The organism is Streptomyces sp. NPDC005706 (assembly GCF_040631045.1).
GTDB lineage: Bacteria > Actinomycetota > Actinomycetes > Streptomycetales > Streptomycetaceae > Streptomyces.
In genome coordinates, this window is record NZ_JBEXYS010000003.1 from 466,440 (window position 1) to 486,408 (window position 19,969).

A 19,969-nucleotide genomic window follows, 5' to 3' on the forward strand; every position below is an offset into this window, starting at 1 on the left:
GTCTCTGCATGTGGAGTGCTCGGTGCGGGCGGACCCGCTCAGCGCGGGGTCAGGCCCCAGGCCAGGGCCAGCGCCGCCGAGAGGGCGAGCGAGCCCATGCCCCAGCGGATGGCCCGGTACTTGGCGGACAGGATCGAGCTGACGTCGACGGCCTGGACGAGCAGCCACCCGGCGGGGTCGCGCCCGGCCTCGGCCACCCGGGCGGACAGCCCCGTGAGGTCGCGGGCGGCCACCAGGTCGCCGAAGTACGTCACCCCGTCCCGGCCGCGGCGCGTGCCGGTGCGCGGCATCACCGCGCCGACCAGCGCGATCACCGCGCCGGCCCAGAACACCCCGGCGAGGACCAGCGGCACGTCGGCGGGTCCGTGCCAGCCGGGCGCGCCGTGCCGTCCGAGCAGGAAGGCGGGCAGCGCGAGCGTCCCGGACAGCAGTACGGCTGCCTTCGAGTCGGCTCGTCCGAGGTCCTCGCGGATGGTGTCGAGCAGTCGTTCGGCGATGCGCTCCCCCGCCCCGCCGGGGCTGTGCCGACCCCCGTCCGGCACGTGCACGGTCGGGGCGGGGGAGGTCCTGGCGGCCTCGTCCTCGGTGGTCATCCGTCCTCTTCCGCCCAGGACCAGCCGTCGTCGCGCGGGCGTCTGCGCCCGCGCGACGGCTCCCGGTCGTAGTCGTCGGCCGGGTAGTCGTCGGCGTGCTCCGGCCGGTACGTCCGGCCCCGGGCGGGCTCCCGGTCGTGGTCGTCCGCCGGGTAGGGCTCGGGGCGCCGGGCGCTGTTCCGTGCGGGCTCCCGGTCGTAGTCGTCCGCCTGGTAGGGCTCGGGGCGGTAGGTCCGGCCCCGGGACGGCTCGCGGTCGTGGTCGTCCGCCGGTTCCGGCTCGGGCCGGTACGTCCGGCCGCGCCGCGGCGGCGGCTCGTAGTCGTCCTCGGGACCGGGTTGCGGACGGTACGTCCGGCCCCGCGAGGGCTCGCGTTCGAAGTCGTCGGCCGGGTAGGGCCCGGAGCGCCGGGCGCCGCCCCGGTCCGGCTCCCGGTCGTAGTCGTCCGCCGGGTCGAGTTCCGGACGGGACGTCCGGCCGCGCGGTGGCTGCCGGTCGTACTCGTCCGCCGGGTAGGGCTCGGGCCCGCGGCGGGGGCGGGAGGGCGGTTCGCCGGTGAAGGTGCCGTCGTCCCGGTGGGCTTCGGCGCGGTGCACCTCCCGGGTGGACTCGGTGCGGTAGGTCTCCGTCCGGTAGGTCTCCGCGCGGTGCGACTCGGCCCGGTGGGACTGCCGCCGGGGCGGTTCGTCCGACACCCAGTCCGGGGTGTACGGCTCCTCGGCGGCCGGTTCCAGCTCGCGCCGTTCCCGGCGGGCCGGCACCGCGCCGATGGGCCCCTGCAGCGGGCGGCGCTGGTCCTGGTTGAGCAGGTTGAGGACCTGTGTCTCCACGTCAGCGGCGTGCAGCTCGCCCCTGAGCGCCATGGTGTAGAGCCGGTCGACCCGCTCCCGCTCGTCCTGCCGGCCCTCCTGGCGGATCTTCTCCAGGAAGTCCTTGGCGCCCTCGGGGTCGGCGGCCAGCATGAAGCTGAGCTGCTCCAGCTCGCCGCCCTGCAGCATGCGCCGGAACGAGTCCTGCCGGACCCGGGTGACCTCGGCGTCGGCCTGCGCCCCGCGCCGCTGCTTGGCGTACTCGATGGCCTCGTCGTTCACCCCGAGGCGGACGTACAGCCTTACCCGCAGGCCGAGTTCACTGCCCAGGTCGCTCCAGCGGCCGCCGACGCACTCCCTGGTGATGACGCGGTTGGCCTGTTCGGCGTCGGTCACCCGGTAGGTCAGCGTGATCTCGCGCAGCCGTTCCAGCACCGGGGAGGTGAGCCGGGCGGCGACGTCGGTCACGACCTGGACGGCGGCCAGATGGGGGTCGGTCACCTCCCACTCGATGTCCACCTCGGCCTTGAAGAAGCTGGTGCCGCCGGCGGCCGGCAGTTCGAGCTGGAGCGGCGAGACGTACGTGCCCTGTGCGATCTCGCAGACGTTGTACGGCCGGGCCAGCGTCCGCTTGTCCACGTGCCGCACCCCGGAGACGGTGACCACGCTGTGGCCGCCGTTGCGGTAGAACAGCACCGAGGCCTTCTGCGCGCTCGCCGCCGGGAAGGCGCCGAGCGGGGCGTACTCCCGCAGGAACGGTCCCGCCGGCACCGGGCCCCCGGCCGCCGTCTCGTCCTCGTCCTCAGCCATTCCTGTCCTCCTCGCGGGTCCTCTCCCGGCGCGTCCGCTCCCGGCGGTCCGGCCGCCGTGGCGTGACGGCGAGCCACCACAGGTCGCGCGCCCGCGCGTCGGGGAGGGGGTTCTCGGGGTCGTTCATCATGTGGCGCAGCAGCCAGTCCAGCCGCCGCTGGTCGTGGTCCTCGGTGGCCAGCGCGGGCAGCAGTGCCGCGAGCCCCGGCCGGGTCCACTCGGTGCCGTCCTTGCGGACGGCGGACCGCAGCAGACGTTCCAGCGCGTCCATCGCCACGTCCCTGGCCCGGGCCGTGTTGAGTGCCGTCCACATCAGGTCGGCCATGGGGCCGACGAGTTCGGGGCGGGTGGCGGCCAGGGCGAGCGGCAGCGGCCAGTCGCCCCGGTCGGCCAGGAGTGCGCCGGGGTCCTCCGTCAGCACCTCGTCCACCGTGGTCAGCGACAGCCGTACGGTGGTCACCAGGCCCAGGTCCTGGTACGGCTCGCGCTTGTGGTGGGTCCACTCGGCGATCCGCGTCAGCACCTGGTCCGCGTCCGGCAGCGCCAGCAGCCGGACGACGTTGAAGGAGGCGGCCGCGAGCTGGTCCCCGTCGTCGCGGACCCCGATCCGGGCGAGCGCGTCCAGCGTGTCGTCCATGGTGGCCGCCGCGTTGCCGTAGCCCAGCGCCATCGCCGCCGTCCAGCGCAGCGCCCTGGTGCCGTTGCGGCTCCAGTCGCCGACCAGCCGGTGCACCGTCCCGCGGTGGGTGCCGTGGCCGGCGGCCTGGTCCAGGGTGGTGGCCGCGAAGATCCTGCGGCGGGGGGTGGCCGCCTCGGCGAGCGGCCGCACCAGCTCGGTGTAGCCGTAGTCGAAGTCCCGTACGCACAGCTCGCCCGCGGCCACCGCGGCGCGCATCCACACCTGGGAGCGCGGATCGTCCGCGAGCAGCCTGAGCCAGCGCACCACCGGCGCCCGGACCGGGAAGTGCCGGTCCCACAGCTCGGTCAGCACCGCCGACGGCAGGGCGGTGCCCCGGTACCAGATCAGCCGGGCCGGGACCTCGCCGCCGGCCACCTCGACCCGGCCGTCGGTCACCTCGGCGCGCGAGAGCGCCAGGTCGGCCTCCGGGTCGTCGCAGAACAGCGGCCGGGCCGGGGTGTTGTCGGGGTCGCACTGGACGGACAGTTCCCAGGTCAGCAGGTGGGCGGCGGCGGCCACCGCACTGTGCGAGGCGCCGCCGAGCACGGCGAGGGCGATCCGGAACGCCACCGGGTGGAACAGGGTCGCCGTGTCCGGGCGCCCCGCGCCGGTCGCGGTGCCGGCGGGCCGTGCCGTCAGGGCCCGGTCCACCCCGGCGAACCACTCCTGGACCTGGCTCGCGGCCAGGCTCCGGCAGCCGGCCAGCAGTTCCTCGTAGGAGATGTCGCCGAGCACATGGCCGGCCAGCAGGGACGCGAGGAGTTCGGCCTCCGCGGGGCGCAGGTCCTTCAGCCCGACGACGCCCTCGACCTCCGCACGGGCCCACAGTTCCTCGGCGCGGGCCAGCAGTTCGGCCGGGCCCGGGCCGTCGTCCGGGGCCGTGGCCGTGGCCGCGTGGCCTTCCAGCCGTTCCAGCAGCCGGGTGCGCAGCAGTTCGCGGGTGGGCGCGGGCGGGCAGAGCATGCCGTACCGGCCGGCGAGCAGCGCGTTGGCGGCCGATCCGACGGTGACGACGATCACCGCGTAGGCCTCGCGGCGCTCCAGGGCCGCGGCGAGCTCGTCGAGGTCCATCTCGGCGGGCGGCAGCGCGCCGGGCCGGGTCAGGGACAGCTCCAGCAGGTAGCCGGTGCCGCTCGGTGTCTCCTCGCCGTCGCCGCGGGCGTGGTCCAGCGACTCGGCGAGCTGCCGCACCCCGCCGTCCGGGTCGACCCGCCGTACCCGCGATCCGGTGCCGGGTTCCGGCTCGGCGCCATTGGCCGAAGCGGTGGTGACCTCGTCGAGGAGGGAGAGCGCCGTACTGGTCCGCCCGGTGCCCGGAGCGGCGCCGAGGACGAGCAGCCGGCGGGCGCGCAGCGCGTTGCGCAGCCGTATGTAGCCCTCCGGCTCCACGTGGACGCGGCGCAGCCGGCGCAGTTCCTCCTCGGGCACGGGCCCGCTGCGCATGCCCGCGCCGGACCGGCGGGCGTCCAGGCTCAGGTTGATGTCGCCGATGATGGCGCTGCCGATGTACGACCGGTCGAAGCTGGTCAGGTCGCGGCCGACGTCGAACAGCGTCCGGGTGGCGCGTCGGGCCCGGGTGGCGGCGGCGAGGTCGGTGGGTCCGTCCTCGTTCTGCTCCGCGGCGAGGGGGTCGCGGGTGTACTCCTTGATCCGCCCGGCGGCGCGCTCCCGTTCGCGTTCGCGTTCCTTCTCCCGCTCGGCGGCCTCGTCCTCGGCGTCGTCGTCCTTGCCGGACGCGCCGTCGGCCTTGCCGTCGTCGTCGTGGGCCGGCTCGTCGCGGCCCTTTCTGTCCTCGGGTTCGGGCGAGCGGTCCCGGGCGGGCTTGTCGGGGGTGTCCTCGGCCGGGGCGTCCGGCTGCTGGTCGTCGCTCATCCGCCTCAGCCCTTGCGCCGCTCGTCGTCGCGGCCGGTGATCCGGCCGATGTGCACGGGCTGCTGGTAGACGTTGTCGTGGTGCTCGGACATGTCGCCGTGCACGGTGTACTCGTTGCCGGACGGACGTTCCCGGTACGGGCCGGCCGGCGGCGGGACGGGGGCGCCGGTGTCCGGTGCCGGGCCGGCGGCGGGGCGCGGCGCCTCGGTGGCGGTCCCGGGCGGGGTGTCGGCGGGGATCTCCGGGGCGGGCAGGCCCGGCAGATGGCACCAGGCGGTGACCTCGCCCTCCTTGAGCCGCAGCCGGGCCCGGGAGTACTGCCCGGGCTCGATGAACTTGCCGCCGCCGCTGACGACGTCCTCGTACAGGGACTGGGAGGTGACCAGGACCAGGTCGGCCCCGTTGGCGTCGAGGAGGCGGCGGGCGACGGCGGAGTCGGCCAGCCGGCAGGCCAGGTCGACCGCGCGTCCGCTGATGCCCCGGTCGTCGTGGCGGACCGGGCCGACGTGCATGCCGATGCGCAGTCCCAGGGGCACGCGCAGACCGCGGTTCTCGTCCCGCAGTTTCTCGCGCACCTCGACCAGCCACAGGCCGAGCAGCCGGCTCACCGCGACACGGCCGGTGACCGCCACGAGCACACCGTCCCCGCGGTCCTCCAGGTGGAGGGCGTCGCGGGGCACCGAGGCGTGGGTGAAGGCCGTCTCCAGCACCCGGTAGATCCGGGCGCGCATCCGCGGTTTGTCGACGTCGTCGTACTCCCCGGACCGTCTGGCGTCGACGCTGATCACCAACTCGTAGTGCTCCTCGGTGATTTCCGTCGCGTCGTGGTTCACCCGTGCCCCCTGCGGTGCTGTGCGCTCGTGGATGAGGTGGTCGTCCCAACAGCGTCGGGCCCGGGACGCGGGGCCGTCTGTAGCCGTTTACACACGGCGGGCGGTGCGTTACTCGTGATGGCCGTCCGCGAGAAGGGCGAGCAGGGCCGGATCGAGGATCTCGACCATCCGGTTGCCGGTGCGCACGATGCGCTGGGTGCGCAGCAGCCGCAGGGCCTTGGCCACGGCCTCCCGGGTCGCGCCGATGGTGGCGGCCAGCTCGTCCTGGGCCAGGTGGACGACGGAGCCGGCGGGCGGGGGGCCGGACGGACGGCCCGCCGCGGCGGGGGTGTAGGGGCCGGCGGGTTCGGCCGCGGAGAGTTCGCTGAGCCGGCCGGCCAGGCGCTGCAGGACGGTGAGGGAGGCGAGCGCGGACCGTTCCTGGTCGGCGCTGCGCAGCCGGAAGGTGAGCTGGCGTATCACCAGTCCGCTGACGCGGGGGTGCAGGGCGAGGAAGCGCCGGAAGGCGTCCCCGGATATGACCTGGGCCTCTATCGGGCCGAGCGCGCGCACGGTGGCACTGCGCGGATGCGGGTCCAGCGCGGCCATCTCGCCGAGCAGTTCACCGGGTCCGCGCAGGCCGAGTATCAGCCGGGTGGCGCCCCGGTCGGTGGAGACGGAGACGGTGACCCAGCCGTCGAGGAGGATCAGCACATGGCTGGACCGGTCGCCCTCGGTCAGCAGGTGGGCGTCGGGCGGGAAGTGCTTCCGGTTGCCGAGGGCCATGACGCCCTCGCGCTCCTGTGCGGACAGAGACTGCGCGAACGCAAGGTCATTGCCGAGCAGCCCCATGGCCACGCCCCCCGCCGCAGTGCCGATGGCCGGTTTTTCGATGGCGTTGATGGTGGCAGAACGCCGTTTTAGGGCGAGTGAATTGCGCCACATCGGGGGTACCGTCCGGTAATGACGGAACTGCCAGGTAGGTCGCCCGGGCAGCGCGTATACAGGGCGCGGACCGGTCACCGGGCACGGCGGGACGAGGCTCTTTTGGCCGTCGGCGTCGATCGACTACGGCGAGGTCAGACCCCCCTGGGGGTGACACCTCGCATAAATGCGCCAAGTGGCTGAGCGGGGGGATTTGGCGAGAACTCGGGTTTTCCGCGGGCTGGGCGCCACGGATTTCAGCCTGCCGCGCAGGTCTCCCCGTTGAGCGTGAAGTCGTACGGTGTCCGGTTCCGGTCCCGCCAGGACGCGATGAAGCCGAAGGACAGCGAGAAGCGCGCGGCGACCGACCTGTTGTAGTCGGCGGCGGTGGCGGTGGCCCGGGAGCCGTCCTGGTGGGCGGTCGCGTCCCACATCTGGCCGACCTGCTGGCCGTCGCGGAAGCTCCAGGCGACCTGCCAGCCGGTGAGGGCCTCGGCGGTGGTGACGGTGACGGTGGCCTGGAAGCCGTCGGGCCACTGGTTGACCAGGTCGTAGGCGACCCGGCAGGTGGGGGCGGGCCCGTCCGAGCGGGTGGGCCCCGCACCGGTGGTGCCGGAGGAGGTGCCCTGGGGTTCGGGTCCGGGGTTCCTGGTCTCGTGCCGGGTACGGGGAGCGGTCGCGGAGGGGGCGGCGGAGGCCGGTTCCCGGTGGGCGGGGTGCCCGGACGCCGATTCCCCGGGTGACGGGGAGCCGCCCGTGACGGGGAACGTGCCGGGGTCGGCGACCGGCTGTCGGTCGTCGCGGGCCGCCGCCGTGTCCTCGCCGGAGCCGCCGAACGGCATCATCGACACCCCGAGCGCCAGCGCCGACAGCAGGACGGCCGCGGCGAGCAGGCCGCCGCGCAGCGCCCGGCCGCGGCCCGCGTGCTCCTCCGGGTCGCCGCCGGCGCCGGCCTCGTCCGGGCGGCCGGCGCCCAGCCGGACCTCGGTGGCACGCCGCCTGCGCTCCAGATAGGCGAGGCCGCCCCAGCCGACGACACCGCCGGCGATGGCGGCGGGCAGGCCGCCGCCGTGCAGGCGCAGACAGGCCGCGGCCTCCGCGCACGGCGCGCAGGTGGCGAGGTGCCGGGAGAGGTCGGCCGGTGTCTCGGCGCCGGCCGACCGGGTCACCGCGTCCAGCAGCCGGGCGTACGCGCGGCACTCCGCGTCCATCGGCGAGTCGAGGTGCGCACGGTGGCAGCGGCTCCGGAACAGGCCCCGCACCTGGTCGAGTTCACCGTCCGCCGTTGCCGGGTCCAGACCGAGCCGGCGGGCCACGGCGGGCAGCGGCAGCGCCTCCACCTCGGCGAGCCACAGCAGCGCGGCGTCCGGCTCCTGCATGTCCCTCAGGCCCCGCAGCGCGACCGGCCGCCCCGGCGGCGGCCCGGCGAACCTGGCCGCCGCACCGGAGTTGAGCCACAGCCGCAGGTCGGGATCCAGCTTGTGTCCCTGCCCGCCGGCCTCCCAGTCGGCGGCCGTGTTCCTTACCGCGGTGAGCAGTTCCGGGATCGCCGGCAGCCGGCCCGGTCGCCTGCCCGGGCCGCGCCCGGGGACGGTGCCGGCGGCCCGCAGCGCGCGCATGCCCGACGTGAACGCCTCGGTCGCGAGCTGATGAGCCGTCAGCGATCCGGAGGTGCACAGGTCGGCGTAACTGAGCACCGCGTCCCAGCACTCCGAGAACAGCTCCGCCTCGGTGGCGTCCTGGGGGGCCGGCAGGTCGGGCATGGCACTCCTGCATCCACGAGCGAGGTCAACTCACCGCACACATAGGGGAGTTGGCGGAACCCCGCAGCGGGCAGGAGCCTTTCACGCCGCCGACACAACTGACAAGCGCCATGTTCGAATCGGGTGATCACGGCGTCGCGCGCCGTGACCGGCCGCGGCCGGGCCCGCCACTCCCGGTCTCCCATACGGACGCGGGCCCCGTTCCGCTCACCGTCCGGCTCGCCGCTTCCCGGCGGTCAGACCTCCGCCGGCTCCTCGGCGGGCAGGCTGTCCATGAAGGAGCTGACGGAGAACACCGCGCGGCCCGGCCCGGGCTCGCCGTAGCCGGGCGGCGAGGAGAGACCGAAGTCGTCCATCGTGGCCCGGTAGGCCTCCAGCAGCCGGATGTGGTACTCCAGCGGCGCGCCCTGCGGGTTCGCCTTGCCGAGCGGGGTGGTGGGCTCCGGGCACCAGGTGGTGAAGCGGGGCGTGATGCCGTGCGACATGAAGAAGCGCAGGCCCTCGGTGGTGGACGCGATGGCCTCGTCGACGGTGGTGAAGCCGAACGGCTCGGCCATCTCCACGCCCGCGACGAAGTTCGGGATCACGTTGCGCGCGCCGAACACGTCGGCCGAGTCCAGGATGCGGCGGTGCCACTCGTCCCGGCCCACGTAGCGCTCCTTGCCGGGGCAGTACAGCTCGAAGAGCCGGCGGTCCCACACCTCGAAGTTGGGGTGGTAGATCTGCACGCCGTAGTCCTTGAACCGCTGCACGTCCGCCTTGGGCAGCGCCTGCGCGACGACCTTGCCGATCCAGCGGCCCGGGAAGCGCTCCTCGATGGCCTTGGCGTAGTGGCCGTAGAAGTCGGCCTCGTCCCGCCCGGCGACCGTCTTTGTGATGGCGCCGCCGGTGAGGGTGTAGGCGGTGGACGCCTTCTGGGTGTCGTACCGGTCGATGATCTCGAGGGCCTCGAGCACCTCCTCGACGTCCTTCACCCCGGTGTAGGGCCGGCCGGCCGCCTTGTGCTGGCGCCAGTTGTGGTTGATGTCGCAGTACTGGCACTCCTCCTTGGCGCCGAAGTACTGGCAGACCCGGAAGACCGTCAGGTAGATCAGATAGCCCCACTGGATGGTGGGGGCGACCTCCATCACCGACTTCCCGTTGGACAGGGTGTGCCGGTAGTACTCGGGCATGGGCGGCACACCGACGTCGGCGATCCGGCTGCCGTCGAGGTACAGGCCGAGGAGCCCCTCCTCGTCGGCGGCGACCCGGTACGGCGAGGCCGGGTTCACCCGTACGGATACGACGGTGCGCCGCAGGTCGTACGGGCCGCCCGTGAGGATGATCTCCTCCGGGGGCCGGCGCAGCGCGGCCTCGCCCAGCTCGGGCAGGGTGCCGTGGTCGAAGGAGAAGATGAAGTACGACTTCGGCTTGACCTCGCCGCTCTCGTTGTCGCTCAGCGCGGAGGCGTCGAAGGCGACTCCGCCCCGGAGCAGGTCCTCCTTGAAGACGGCCTCCCGCGGCACATGCGGAAAGCGCTCCATCAGATCCTCGACCAGCGCGGTGCGGCTGCCCATCCGTCGTCTCCTCCCGGCTCGGACATTCGGATCTCACCGTATGCCCCCGTTCGCGCGCCGGCCCGGCCGGGTCCCCGTCCCGGCCCGCGGGCGGTCCCGGTCCGGCGGTGCCGTCAGGCCGTCCGCTCCAGGGCGGTGTGATCGACGGCATGCGCGAGCGGGTCCCCCGCCGCCAGCCGTGCCGCCTCCTCCACCACCGTGCGCCCGAGCCGGGCGACCTCGTTGCCCTGCGAGCCGGCGAGGTGCGGGGTGACGAAGGCGTTGGGCAGGTCGAACAGGGGGGAGCCGGCCGGCAGCGGCTCCGGGTCGGTGACGTCCAGCACGGCGCCGAGGCGGCCGGTGCGCAGCTCGGCCACCAGGGCGTCGTGGTCGACCAGGGCGCCGCGCGCGGTGTTGATCAGCACGGCCCCCGAGGGCATCAGGGCGAGTTCCCGGGCGCCGATCAGGTGCCGGGTCCCGGAGGTGTCCGGGGCGTGCAGGGTGACGGTGTCGGAGCCGCTCAGCAGGTCGTCCAGCGGCAGCAGGGGCACGCCGAGCCGGGCCGCCCCTGCCTCGTCCACGTAGGGGTCCGACAGGCTCACCCGGAGATCGTGGGGGCGCAGCAGCTCGATGACCCGGCGGCCGATGCGGGAGGCGCCGACGACGCCGACCCGGCGGCCGTAGTTGCCGATGCCGGGGAGGATGTCGCCGTAGGGGAAGCCGCGGCGGGCGCGCAGCAGGTCGCGGGAGGCGAAGACGTCCTTGCCCGAGAGAAGGATCATGGCGAGGGTGTACTCGGCGACGGGCAGGGCGTTGGCGGCGGCGGCCGAGGAGACGGCGATGCCGCGCTCGAAGACCTCGGGGGTGGTGAAGCCCTTGACCGAGCCGGCCGCGTGCAGCACCGCGCGCAGCCTCGGTGCCGCGTCCAGGGCGGCCGCGTCGAGGAGCGGGCAGCCCCAGCCGGTGATCAGGACCTCGGTGCGGGCCAGGACCTCCCGCACCCGGGGCTCGGTGAGGTCCTCCGCCACGAGGGCGGGGTCGATGTCGACGTGCTCGCGCAGTCCGGCGAGCAGGTCCGGCGGGAAGACGCGGGGCACGTTGGGTGCCGTCATGGCGAACAGGGCCTGGGGACGCTCGGGCAACGAAGGGGCCTTCCGTCTCGTCGGCGCGCGGATCGCGGGCGCCCGGATCCCGGGCGCACGGACCAAGGACGCCCGGGTCGCGGGGGCTCGGACAGCAACCGCTCTCTACGGTAGGTCCCGGCAGATGAGAGGGTCAATGAACACGCACCCCAGGGAGGGACGGCAAGGATGAGTCGGACGGCGCGGACGGTCACCAACTGGGCCCGGAACATCACCTACGAGGCCAAGGAGTTCCACCGGCCGGAGACGGCCGGCGCGCTCCGGTCGCTGGTGGCCGGCAGCGCGCGGGTGCGGGTGCTGGGCAGCGGCCACTCCTTCAACCGGATCGCCGAGCCCGGCGGCGACGGGGTGCTCGTGTCGCTCGCCGCCCTGCCGCCGGTGATCGACGTGGACACCGCCGCCCGCACGGTGCGCGTCTCGGGCGGGGTCCGGTACGCGGAACTCGCCCGTACGGTCCACGCGCACGGACTCGCGCTGCCCAACATGGCCTCCCTGCCGCACATCTCGGTGGCCGGCTCGGTGGCCACCGGCACCCATGGCTCGGGCATGGGCAACGGGCCGCTCGCCGCTGCGGTGCGGGAGGTGGAGCTGGTCACGGCGGACGGCTCCACGGTCACCGTCGCCCGGGGGGACGCCCGCTTCGACGGCGCGGTGACCTCGCTGGGCGCGCTCGGCGTGGTCACCGCGCTCACCCTGGAGCTGGAACCGGCGTACGAGGTCGAGCAGTACGTGTTCACCGAACTGCCCCTGGCCGGGCTGGACCACGAGGCGGTGGCGGGGGCGGCGTACAGCGTCAGCCTGTTCACCGACTGGCGGGAGCCGGGGTTCCGGCAGGTGTGGGTGAAGCGGCGCACCGATCAGGCGCCCGTGGACTTCCCGTGGGCCGCCGCCGCCACCGGGGCGATGCACCCGGTGCCGGGCATGCCGGCGGTGAACTGCACCGAGCAGTTCGGGGTGCCGGGACCGTGGCACGAGCGGCTGCCGCACTTCCGGGCGGAGTTCACCCCGAGCAGCGGGGCCGAGCTGCAGTCGGAGTACCTGCTGCCGCGGGCGGCCGCCGTCGACGCGCTGCACGCGCTCGACGCCGTGCGGACGACGGTGGCCGGCGTCCTGCAGACCTGCGAGGTGCGCACCGTCGCCGCCGACCCGCAGTGGCTCAGCCCGGCCCACGGCCGGGACTCGGTGGCGCTGCACTTCACCTGGATCGAGGACACGTCCGCCGTGCTGCCGGTGGTCCGCCGGGTCGAGGAGGCGCTGAGCGCGTTCGACGCCCGCCCGCACTGGGGCAAGGTGTTCACGGTGCCGCCCGCGGAACTGCGCCGACGCTACGCGCGCCTGGCCGACTTCCGTGCCCTGGCCGGATCCCTCGACCCCACCGGCAAGTTCACCAACGCCTTCGTCCGGGACGTCCTGGGGAACTGACACCGGCGGGGCTTGCTTCACCCCCTTTCCTAACCCCTTGTCGATGGCGTCCGAAGCCCATAGCCTGTCGCCGCGCCGGTGCCGGCCCCGTCCCGGTCCGGCCCGACGGTATGGGAGGGGCGGCTCTGTGAAGCGCACGTCACGTGACATCCGCACCGCGAACCGGTACGAGGTGCTGCGCCAGATCATCGCCGAGTCCCCCACCTCGCGGCAGAAGCTGGCGGCCGCCACCGGGCTGAGCCTGGCCACGGTCGCCACGCTGGTCGGCGAGCTGCTGGAGCTGCGCATGATCACCGAGGTCGGTTTCGAGGACTCGGCCGGCGGCCGGCCCCGGGGCCTGATCGCCGTGAACACGGCCGGCGGCGCGCTGGTCGGGGTGGACGTCGCGGAGACGTACGTCCACGCCGAGCTGTTCGACCTGGCGCTGAACGTGCTGGCCCGCGCCGACGAGGAACTGCGGCCCGGCGAGAGCGGCCCGGAGCAGGTGGCCGGCCATGTCGCCGCCGCCGTCGGATCGGTGGTGGCCCGGGCCGGGATCGACGCGGCCCGGGTGCTCGGCGTCGGCGTGAGCGTGCCCGGCCAGATCGACCGGGACCGCGGGGTCGCCGAGTACGCGGCCAACTGGGACTGGCACGACGTGCCGTTGCTGGACCTGCTCGCCGAGCGCGTCGCCCATCCGCTGTACCTGGACAACCCGTTGCGCGCCTGCACCGTGGCCGAGCTCTGGTTCGGGGCCGCGCGGGGGCGCGGGGACGCCGTGGTGGTGAACCTCGGCACGGGGGTCGGCGCCGGTCTCGCGCTCGGCGGCGGGCTGCACCGGGGGGTCAGCGACAGCGCGGGCGAGTGGGGGCACACCACGCTCGTGCTGGACGGCCGGCTGTGCCACTGCGGCAACCACGGCTGTGTGGAGACCTACGTCGGCGCGCCCGGCATCATGCGGAACCTGGGCGAACTGGACCCCGATTCAGCGCTGTTGCACCCCGGGGACCAGACGGCGACCGTCGACGCCCTGGCCGCGGCGGTCACCGCGGACGATCCGGTGGCGCTCTCGGTGCTCCGCGACACCGCCCGCTATCTGGGCGCCGGGATAGCCGATCTGATCAACCTCCTCAACCCCGAAGTGGTCGTGCTCAGCAGCTGGGTGGCGTCCCGGCTGGGCGCGCCGCTGCTCGGCGAGGTGCGCGCGGCGGTCGCCCGGCACGCGCTGCGGCGGCCGCTGGCGGCCACCGAGATCGTCCTCTCCCCCATCCCCACCGACCCGGTGTCCCTGGGCGCGGCCACGTTCGCGCTGGAGGGGACGCTGCGGTCCGCCGGCGGACGGCGCGACGGCGCCGGGCGCACCGCGACCGCGCTGCGAGCCACCTGACTCCCGACGAGCTAGGAGACCGATGTCCTTCCGTACCACGACCCCCGAGTACATCGAGGACGTCTCGCCGGGCTCCGGGGTGCTGCCGCCCCGGGCCCGGTACGCCTCGGACGCCAAGTCCCTTTCGCTGAACGGAAGCTGGCGCTTCAGACTGTCGGACAAGGCCGACGCCGAGGACGACTCCTTCGCACGCGAGGGGTACGACGCGGCCGGCTGGGCGGAGCTGCGGGTCCCCGGTCACTGGGTCCTCCAGGGGCACGGGTCCCCCGTCTACACCAACCACCTGTACCCGTTCCCGGTCGACCCGCCCCGGGTCCCGACCGAGAACCCGACCGGCGACCACCTGCGCGTCTTCGACCTGCCCGAGGACTGGCCCGGTGGGCCGGACGGCGGGGCGGTGCTCCGTTTCGACGGGGTGGAGTCCTGCGCCCGCGTCTGGCTGAACGGCACCGAGCTGGGCGAGTTCAAGGGCTCGCGGCTGCCGCACGAGTTCGCGGCCGGTCATCTGCTGAGGGCCGCGGGCAACGTGCTGGCGGTCCGGGTCCACCAGTGGTCGGCGGGCTCGTACCTGGAGGACCAGGACCAGTGGTGGCTGCCGGGCATCTTCCGCGACGTCACGCTGCTGCACCGCCCGGCGGGCAGCGCCCTGGACTTCTTCGTGCACGCCTCGTACGACCATGTCGCCGGCACCGGCACCCTGTGCGTCGACTCCGACGTGGCCGGCCGGGTGACCGTGCCGGACCTCGGCATCGACGTCGCCACCGGGGAGCCGGTGACGGTGCCCGCCGAGCCGTGGTCGGCGGAGACGCCGACGCTGTACGACGCGGTGCTGGCCACCGGGGGTGAACGGGTGCCGCTGCGCATCGGTTTCCGCACGGTGGAGCTGTCGGACGGCCTGATCAAGGTCAACGGCAGGGCCGTGCTGTTCAAGGGCGTCAACCGGCACGAGTGGCATCCGGAGCGGGGCCGCGCGCTGGACCTCGCGACGATGCGGGAGGACGTGCTGCTGATGAAGCGGCACAACGTCAACGCCGTACGCACCTCCCACTACCCGCCGCACCCGGCCTTCCTCGACCTCTGCGACGAGCTGGGCCTGTGGGTCGTCGACGAGTGCGACCTGGAGACGCACGGCTTCACCGAGCAGGGCTGGCGGGACAACCCCGTCGACGACGACCGCTGGACACCGGCGCTGCTCGACCGCGCGGCCCGCATGGTCGAGCGGGACAAGAACCACCCTGCCGTGGTCGTCTGGTCGCTGGGCAACGAGGCCGGCACCGGCCGGGGCCTGACCGCGATGGCGGAGTGGATCCACGGCCGCGACCCCTCCCGCCTCGTACACTACGAGGGCGACCTCGACTGCCGGGACACGGACATGTACTCGCGGATGTACGCCGGGCACGCCGAGGTCGAGCGGATCGGCCGCGGCCTGGACGGCGGCACCCGCCGGCGCCGTGAACTGCCGTTCATCCTCTGCGAGTACGGGCACGCCATGGGCAACGGCCCCGGCGGGCTCGCCGACTACCAGCGGATCTTCGAGGCGCACGGCCGGCTGCAGGGCGGCTTCATCTGGGAGTGGATCGACCACGGCGTCGAGGACGAGCGGTTCGGCTTCGCCTACGGCGGCGACTTCGGCGAGGAGCTGCACGACGGCAACTTCGTCTGCGACGGTCTGCTCTTCCCGGACCGGCGGCCCTCCCCCGGTCTCGTCGAGTACAAGAAGGTCATCGAGCCGGTCGCGATCGAGGGCGACGGCACGGGCGGCGGCGTCCGCGTCACCAACAAGTACGACTTCGCCGACCTCTCGGCGCTGGCGTTCACCTGGGTCTACCAGGTGGACGGCGAGACGGTGGCGTCCGGTGCCCTGCCGGTGCCGCCGCTGGCGCCGGGCGAGTCCGCCGAGGTGAAGCTGCCGGAGCCGCCGGTCACGGCTCCGGCGGGCGAGGCCCACTGGACCGTACGGGCGCTGCTCGCCGCGGACACCGCCTGGGCGCCGGCGGAACACGTGGTCGCGTGGGGTCAGTTCGCGGTCTCGGCACGCCCGGTGCCGTCGGTCCCGGCGAGCGACGGGCCGGTGCCCGGCGAGCGGGTGATCACCCTCGGCCCGGCCTCCTTCGACGCCCGCAGCGGCGCCCTGACGGCGATCGGCGGGGTGGCGGTCACCGGGCCGCGCCTGGACGTGTGGCGGGCCACCACCGACAACGACGACGGCGCCGCCTGGCAGAGCGACATCCGCTACGGCCCGCTCTGGCGCGAGCTCGGTCTGCACCGCATGCGGCACCGGCTGGACGCCGTGGAGGTGGACGACGACGCGCTGACGGTGCGCACCCGGGTGGCGCCCGCGGCCCGGGAGTTCGGGCTGTCGGCCGTGTACCGCTGGACGTCGGACGGAACACGGCTCGGCCTGACCGTGTCCGTCGCACCGGACGGCGACTGGACGGTACCGCTGCCCCGGCTCGGCATCCGCTTCGGACTGGCGGCGGCCGACCGGGTGCGGTGGTACGGCGGCGGTCCGGGCGAGACGTATCCGGACAGCGCGACGGCGTCGCAGGTCGGTCGCTGGGAGTCGACCGTGGACGACCTGCAGACGCCGTACGTCCGCCCGCAGGAGAACGGCGCCCGGGCCGGCGTCCGCTGGGCGGAGCTCGGCGGCCTGCGTATCGAGGGCGATCCGCAGTTCTCCCTCACCGCCCGCCGCTGGACCACCGAGCACCTGGACGCGGCCGCCCACCTGACCGACCTCGTCCCCGGTGACACGGTGTGGGTCAACCTGGACCACGGCCTGCACGGCCTCGGCTCCCAGTCCTGCGGTCCGGGCCCGCTGCCGCGGTACTTCCTGCGGGCCGAGCCCACGCGGTTCTCGTTCGTCTTCTCGGAGGTCCCCGCCTGACGAACGCCTGGTTCCGCGCGGGCCGAAGGCCACAGCCTGGATACCCTGGGATGCCGGCTCGGCATCCTAGGAGGTGGCCCATGGCCCGTGCGGGACTCACCGTCGACCGGATCGTCGCGGCCGCCGCCGAACTCGCCGACGAGGCGGGCTTCGGGAACGTCTCCCTCTCCGCGCTGGCCCGGCGCTTCGGGGTGAAGGACGCGAGCCTGTACTCGCACGTCCGCAACCTGAACGACCTGCGCACCCGGCTGGCGCTGCACGCGGGCGGCGAGCTGATCGACCGGATCGCGGAGGCCGTGGCCGGCCGGGCGGGCCGGGACGCGCTGGCCGCCTTCGCGGGCGCCTACCGGTCGTACGCCCAGGAGCACCCGGGCCGTTACGCGGCCACCCAGATCCGGATCGACCAGAGCCTGATCGCCGACTCCCCCGCCCTGCGCCGCACCGCCGAGATCACCTACGGCATGCTCCGCGCCTACGGCCTGGCCGAACCCGACCTCACCGACGCCGTACGCCTGCTGCGGAGCACCTTCCACGGCTACTGCGCCCTGGAGTCCACCGGCGGCTTCGGCGCCCCCCGCGACGCACAGGCCTCCTGGGACAAGGCGGTGGAGGCCCTGCACATCGCCCTCACCCACTGGCCCCGGGAGGCGCGGGCCGCCGGCTGAGCGGGGGCTGCCACGGCGGCACGGGCTCAGGCGGTCACGAGAGGTCCCCGACCGCGTCCGCGTAATAGGTGGACTCCGCCACGTGGTGGGCCAGTTCGCGGAAGGTCCAGCCCTCGCCGGGCGAGGCGTCGAGCTGTTCGCCGGTCAGCGCGTCCAGGCGTACGGCCCAGATCCGGGCGAGCCGGGTGAGTCGGCTGCGGGCCTCGTCGAGGTCGTCGGCGGTGAAGGGGGCCAGGTCGGCGGCCGTGGTGCTCGCGGAGGCGTGCCAGTGGTCCGGCTGGGGGGCCTCGCCCGCCAGCCGGGCCTCCAGTTCGGCCAGATGGTCGATGAGGTGGTCGGTGACCCTGCGGATCGCCTTGTGCGGGGTGTGGACGCGGTCGTCGGTGTGGGCCGGGGTGCCGTCCCAGGCGGTCCATCCGGCGGCCAGGGCCAGTACGTGCCCGACCATGTCGGTGACGGCCCGTGCCGGCGTTCGCTGTTCGGTGTCGCTCATACGGAGCACGCTAGGCGCGGGTCCGTTCGGCGGCGGCCGAAGTGTCCGCGACCCCTACCCGGCGCGCTCGGCCGCGCTGCGCTCCACGCAGAACTCGTTGCCCTCGGGGTCGGTGAGGACCGCCCAGCCGGTGCCGTCGGGCCTGCGCCGGTCGTCGACCAGGGTGGCGCCGAGGGCGATCACCCGCTCGACCTCCTCGTCCCGGGTGCGGTCCTGCGGCTGGAGGTCGAAGTGCAGCCGGTTCCTGACGGTCTTGCGCTCCGGCACGGTGACGAACAGCAGCCCCGCGCCCTCGATCAGCGCCTCCGGGTCACCGGGGTGGTCGTCCTCGTGCAGCGGCTGGTCCAGCACCTTCGACCAGAAGCCGCCCAGGGCGTAGGCGTCGGCACAGGCGATCGTCACATGGCGGATCTTGGAAGTCATGCGGTGGAGTCTTCAGCACGGTCGCCGAGGGCGGCAACCGAGTTGTCCCGGGGCGAGAACCGGAACCGCCCGCGCCGGCCCGTGGCCCAGCGGACGGTCAGGTCGCGCCCGTCCCGCACCTCGACGGCCACCAGACCGCCCAGCGGCACGGGGCCGGGTTCCGCGGTGAGCCGGGCGAGGGCGACGAACAGGGTGGCACCCTCACCGGTCGTGCCGGTGAGGGCGGGCCCGTCCGACAGGCCGTGTAGCGGCACCAGTTCGGCCCGCTCGTCCTCCCCCGGCACCCACCCGGTGACGCGCACCTCGGTGCCGGGTCCGGCTCCCGTCACCAGATGGGCCCGCACCTCGACCGCCCCGTCGGCCACGACGAGGCTGGTCACCGTCGCGCCGGACGCCACGGTGTGCCGGGAGGCCGCCCAGTTCTCCCCCACGCCCAGGGGCACGAGGTCCGAGCGGACGGGATCGCCGCCGACCACGACGATGTTGCCCGGCGGGGACCCCAGGGGCCGCGTGACCGTCGAGTACGCGAACCGCGTGTAGTACGGGTCGTAGCGGATGTCCTCGCTGCCGTGGTTGTGCAGGCGGACGACGCCGTCCGAACGCGTCGACTGCAGCAGCCAGTTGGGCCCCGCGAGCGAGGTCACAGCGTCGGCGCGCTCCGCCGGACCCGGCCGCTCCCGCGCCGTCCACACCTCGTGGTCCGCAGGCAGCAGGAGGCCGAGGAAGCCCTTGCTCGCCCAGTAGGGCGAGGCCGGCCCCGAGTAGCTCTGCAGGACGGCGTCGTCGGGGCCGTGCCAGCCGAGGGTCAGCAGCCCGCGGGAGTCCACGGCGCCCCGGTCGAGGAAGTACCTGAGCGCTCCTGAGGCCAGCCGCCGGGTCTCACCGGCCGCCAGCGGCGTACGTCCGGTCAGCGCGCCGAGCCACAGCGGGGCCGCGGTCGCGAACCGGTAGGTCAGTGAGCGGCCCTGGTGCAGGGGGGCGCCGTCGCCGCCGAACAGGCGGGCGTAATCGGTGAGATGGGCTTCGAGGCGGCCGCCGTAGCGGTCCAGCAGTGCGGCGTCGCCGGCCAGCCAGGCGTGCAGCACCGGGTAGAGGTGCATGGCCCAGCCGTTGTAGTAGTCGAACTTGCGGCCGTCGCCGTCGGTGTACCACCCGCCGCCGAGGTACCAGTCCTCGATGCGGTCCAGGCCGCGGTCGACCGCCTCGCGGGCCGCGTCCGGACGGTGGCCGATCTCCGCGAGGAAGCCGCCCACGGTGACCGGGAACAACTCCCAGTTGCAGGGCCAGGGTTCGGCTGTGAGAGCGTCCTCCAGCCAGACCGCCGTCCGCTCGCGCACCTCCTGGTCCAGGCGGTCCCACAGCAGGGGCCGGGTCAGCCGCAGGGCCAGGGCGATCGAGGCGGCCTCGACCAGGGGCTGGGCCCGGTCGGTGATCCGCGGCCAGACTCCGCCGGGGCCGGCCGCGAGGCCCTCGGCGTAGCGGCCGAGCGCATTCCCGTCACGGCGGAAGGCGGCCAGCAGCAGGGTGCGGGCGTACCCTTCGAGCCCGTCGGAGAGGTGGCCGGAGTGGCTGACGTGGTCACCGGGGAAGTGGTAGAGCGCGCGGTCGGGGGTGGCGTACGGCTCGACGGCGGCGAGCAGGGCGTCGGCCGCCGCCTCCCAGTGGGCGCGGGTGTACCCGGTGTACGGGCTCGACGAGCGGTCGTCGGGCGGCAGTCGGAGCACGGCGGTGACTTCCCTTCCTGCTGGGCCCGGGGCGCCCGGGTTCCGGTCGG

The 19,969-nt window shown here is 74.3% G+C and carries 15 protein-coding genes; 4 read left to right on the plus strand and 11 right to left on the minus strand.

Features of this window, described 5'->3' with window-relative positions; genetic code table 11:
- Positions 1 to 38: 38 nt before the first annotated feature.
- From ABZ478_RS08575 to ABZ478_RS08610, 8 genes are all read right to left on the minus strand, one after another.
- Positions 39 to 593 carry a Pycsar system effector family protein gene (locus ABZ478_RS08575; RefSeq protein ID WP_359546561.1) on the minus strand — a complete coding sequence of 185 codons (555 nt, stop codon included), beginning with the start codon at positions 591 to 593 and terminating at the stop codon, positions 39 to 41.
- Positions 590 to 2,212 (minus strand): hypothetical protein, encoded by a 1,623-nt coding sequence (locus ABZ478_RS08580; RefSeq protein ID WP_359546563.1) that lies wholly within the window; start codon positions 2,210 to 2,212, stop codon positions 590 to 592. The genes ABZ478_RS08575 and ABZ478_RS08580 overlap by 4 nt, the downstream gene beginning before the upstream one ends.
- Entirely contained in the window at positions 2,205 to 4,763 is a 2,559-nt protein-coding gene (locus ABZ478_RS08585; protein ID WP_359546565.1) for a hypothetical protein, read from the minus strand. The genes ABZ478_RS08580 and ABZ478_RS08585 overlap by 8 nt, the downstream gene beginning before the upstream one ends.
- Before the next feature lie 5 nt (positions 4,764 to 4,768).
- The gene (locus tag ABZ478_RS08590) at positions 4,769 to 5,596 is read right to left on the minus strand and encodes a hypothetical protein (RefSeq protein ID WP_359546566.1); all 828 of its coding nucleotides are present in this window, start codon (positions 5,594 to 5,596) and stop codon (positions 4,769 to 4,771) included.
- 108 nt (positions 5,597 to 5,704) lie between these two features.
- Positions 5,705 to 6,427: a Crp/Fnr family transcriptional regulator gene (locus ABZ478_RS08595; RefSeq protein ID WP_359546749.1), complete on the minus strand. Its 723-nt coding sequence runs from the start codon at positions 6,425 to 6,427 to the stop codon at positions 5,705 to 5,707.
- A gap of 329 nt (positions 6,428 to 6,756) precedes the next feature.
- The gene (locus tag ABZ478_RS08600; RefSeq protein ID WP_359546568.1) at positions 6,757 to 8,262 is read right to left on the minus strand and encodes a cellulose-binding domain-containing protein; all 1,506 of its coding nucleotides are present in this window, start codon (positions 8,260 to 8,262) and stop codon (positions 6,757 to 6,759) included.
- A 236-nt stretch (positions 8,263 to 8,498) separates the two neighbouring features.
- Positions 8,499 to 9,818 (minus strand): radical SAM protein, encoded by a 1,320-nt coding sequence (locus tag ABZ478_RS08605; RefSeq protein ID WP_359546570.1) that lies wholly within the window; start codon positions 9,816 to 9,818, stop codon positions 8,499 to 8,501.
- A gap of 113 nt (positions 9,819 to 9,931) precedes the next feature.
- Positions 9,932 to 10,939, minus strand: a complete 1,008-nt coding sequence (locus tag ABZ478_RS08610; protein WP_359546571.1) for a hydroxyacid dehydrogenase — start codon at positions 10,937 to 10,939, stop codon at positions 9,932 to 9,934.
- 168 nt (positions 10,940 to 11,107) lie between these two features.
- Here ABZ478_RS08610 and ABZ478_RS08615 point away from each other — a divergent pair, with 168 nt between their 5' ends.
- The 4 genes from ABZ478_RS08615 to ABZ478_RS08630 all read left to right on the plus strand — a co-directional run bounded on the left by ABZ478_RS08615 (position 11,108) and on the right by ABZ478_RS08630 (position 17,279).
- The gene (locus ABZ478_RS08615; protein WP_359546573.1) at positions 11,108 to 12,361 is read left to right on the plus strand and encodes an FAD-binding protein; all 1,254 of its coding nucleotides are present in this window, start codon (positions 11,108 to 11,110) and stop codon (positions 12,359 to 12,361) included.
- Positions 12,362 to 12,488: 127 nt separating this feature from the next.
- Positions 12,489 to 13,727: an ROK family protein gene (locus ABZ478_RS08620; RefSeq protein ID WP_359546575.1), complete on the plus strand. Its 1,239-nt coding sequence runs from the start codon at positions 12,489 to 12,491 to the stop codon at positions 13,725 to 13,727.
- Between the two features lie 22 nt (positions 13,728 to 13,749).
- Positions 13,750 to 16,614 carry a glycoside hydrolase family 2 TIM barrel-domain containing protein gene (locus ABZ478_RS08625; protein ID WP_359546577.1) on the plus strand — a complete coding sequence of 955 codons (2,865 nt, stop codon included), beginning with the start codon at positions 13,750 to 13,752 and terminating at the stop codon, positions 16,612 to 16,614.
- Positions 16,615 to 16,694: 80 nt separating this feature from the next.
- Complete coding sequence (locus ABZ478_RS08630) at positions 16,695 to 17,279, plus strand: TetR-like C-terminal domain-containing protein (RefSeq protein ID WP_359546579.1); 585 nt, start codon at positions 16,695 to 16,697, stop codon at positions 17,277 to 17,279.
- Positions 17,280 to 17,313: 34 nt separating this feature from the next.
- Here ABZ478_RS08630 and ABZ478_RS08635 read toward each other — a convergent pair whose 3' ends face one another.
- Genes ABZ478_RS08635 through ABZ478_RS08645 form a run of 3 tightly spaced genes read right to left on the minus strand, consistent with a single transcriptional unit; the run spans position 17,314 to position 19,919 of the window.
- The gene (locus ABZ478_RS08635) at positions 17,314 to 17,772 is read right to left on the minus strand and encodes a hypothetical protein (RefSeq protein ID WP_359546581.1); all 459 of its coding nucleotides are present in this window, start codon (positions 17,770 to 17,772) and stop codon (positions 17,314 to 17,316) included.
- Between the two features lie 54 nt (positions 17,773 to 17,826).
- Entirely contained in the window at positions 17,827 to 18,195 is a 369-nt protein-coding gene (locus tag ABZ478_RS08640; protein ID WP_359546582.1) for a VOC family protein, read from the minus strand.
- Positions 18,192 to 19,919: a DUF2264 domain-containing protein gene (locus tag ABZ478_RS08645; protein WP_359546583.1), complete on the minus strand. Its 1,728-nt coding sequence runs from the start codon at positions 19,917 to 19,919 to the stop codon at positions 18,192 to 18,194. Before ABZ478_RS08645 ends, ABZ478_RS08640 begins: the two co-directional genes overlap by 4 nt.
- Positions 19,920 to 19,969: the final 50 nt, after the last annotated feature.

Excerpts from the sequence above, each read along its gene's own strand:
- ABZ478_RS08605 (WP_359546570.1), bottom strand. The coding sequence starts at position 9,818 with ATGGGCAGCCGCACCGCGCTGGTCGAGGATCTGATGGAGCGCTTTCCG.
- ABZ478_RS08635 (WP_359546581.1), bottom strand. The coding sequence starts at position 17,772 with ATGAGCGACACCGAACAGCGAACGCCGGCACGGGCCGTCACCGACATG.
- ABZ478_RS08575 (WP_359546561.1), bottom strand. The coding sequence starts at position 593 with ATGACCACCGAGGACGAGGCCGCCAGGACCTCCCCCGCCCCGACCGTG.
- ABZ478_RS08595 (WP_359546749.1), bottom strand. The coding sequence starts at position 6,427 with ATGGGGCTGCTCGGCAATGACCTTGCGTTCGCGCAGTCTCTGTCCGCA.
- ABZ478_RS08600 (WP_359546568.1), bottom strand. The coding sequence starts at position 8,262 with ATGCCCGACCTGCCGGCCCCCCAGGACGCCACCGAGGCGGAGCTGTTC.
- ABZ478_RS08585 (WP_359546565.1), bottom strand. The coding sequence starts at position 4,763 with ATGAGCGACGACCAGCAGCCGGACGCCCCGGCCGAGGACACCCCCGAC.
- ABZ478_RS08625 (WP_359546577.1), top strand. The coding sequence starts at position 13,750 with ATGTCCTTCCGTACCACGACCCCCGAGTACATCGAGGACGTCTCGCCG.
- ABZ478_RS08630 (WP_359546579.1), top strand. The coding sequence starts at position 16,695 with ATGGCCCGTGCGGGACTCACCGTCGACCGGATCGTCGCGGCCGCCGCC.
- ABZ478_RS08640 (WP_359546582.1), bottom strand. The coding sequence starts at position 18,195 with ATGACTTCCAAGATCCGCCATGTGACGATCGCCTGTGCCGACGCCTAC.
- ABZ478_RS08615 (WP_359546573.1), top strand. The coding sequence starts at position 11,108 with ATGAGTCGGACGGCGCGGACGGTCACCAACTGGGCCCGGAACATCACC.
- ABZ478_RS08580 (WP_359546563.1), bottom strand. The coding sequence starts at position 2,212 with ATGGCTGAGGACGAGGACGAGACGGCGGCCGGGGGCCCGGTGCCGGCG.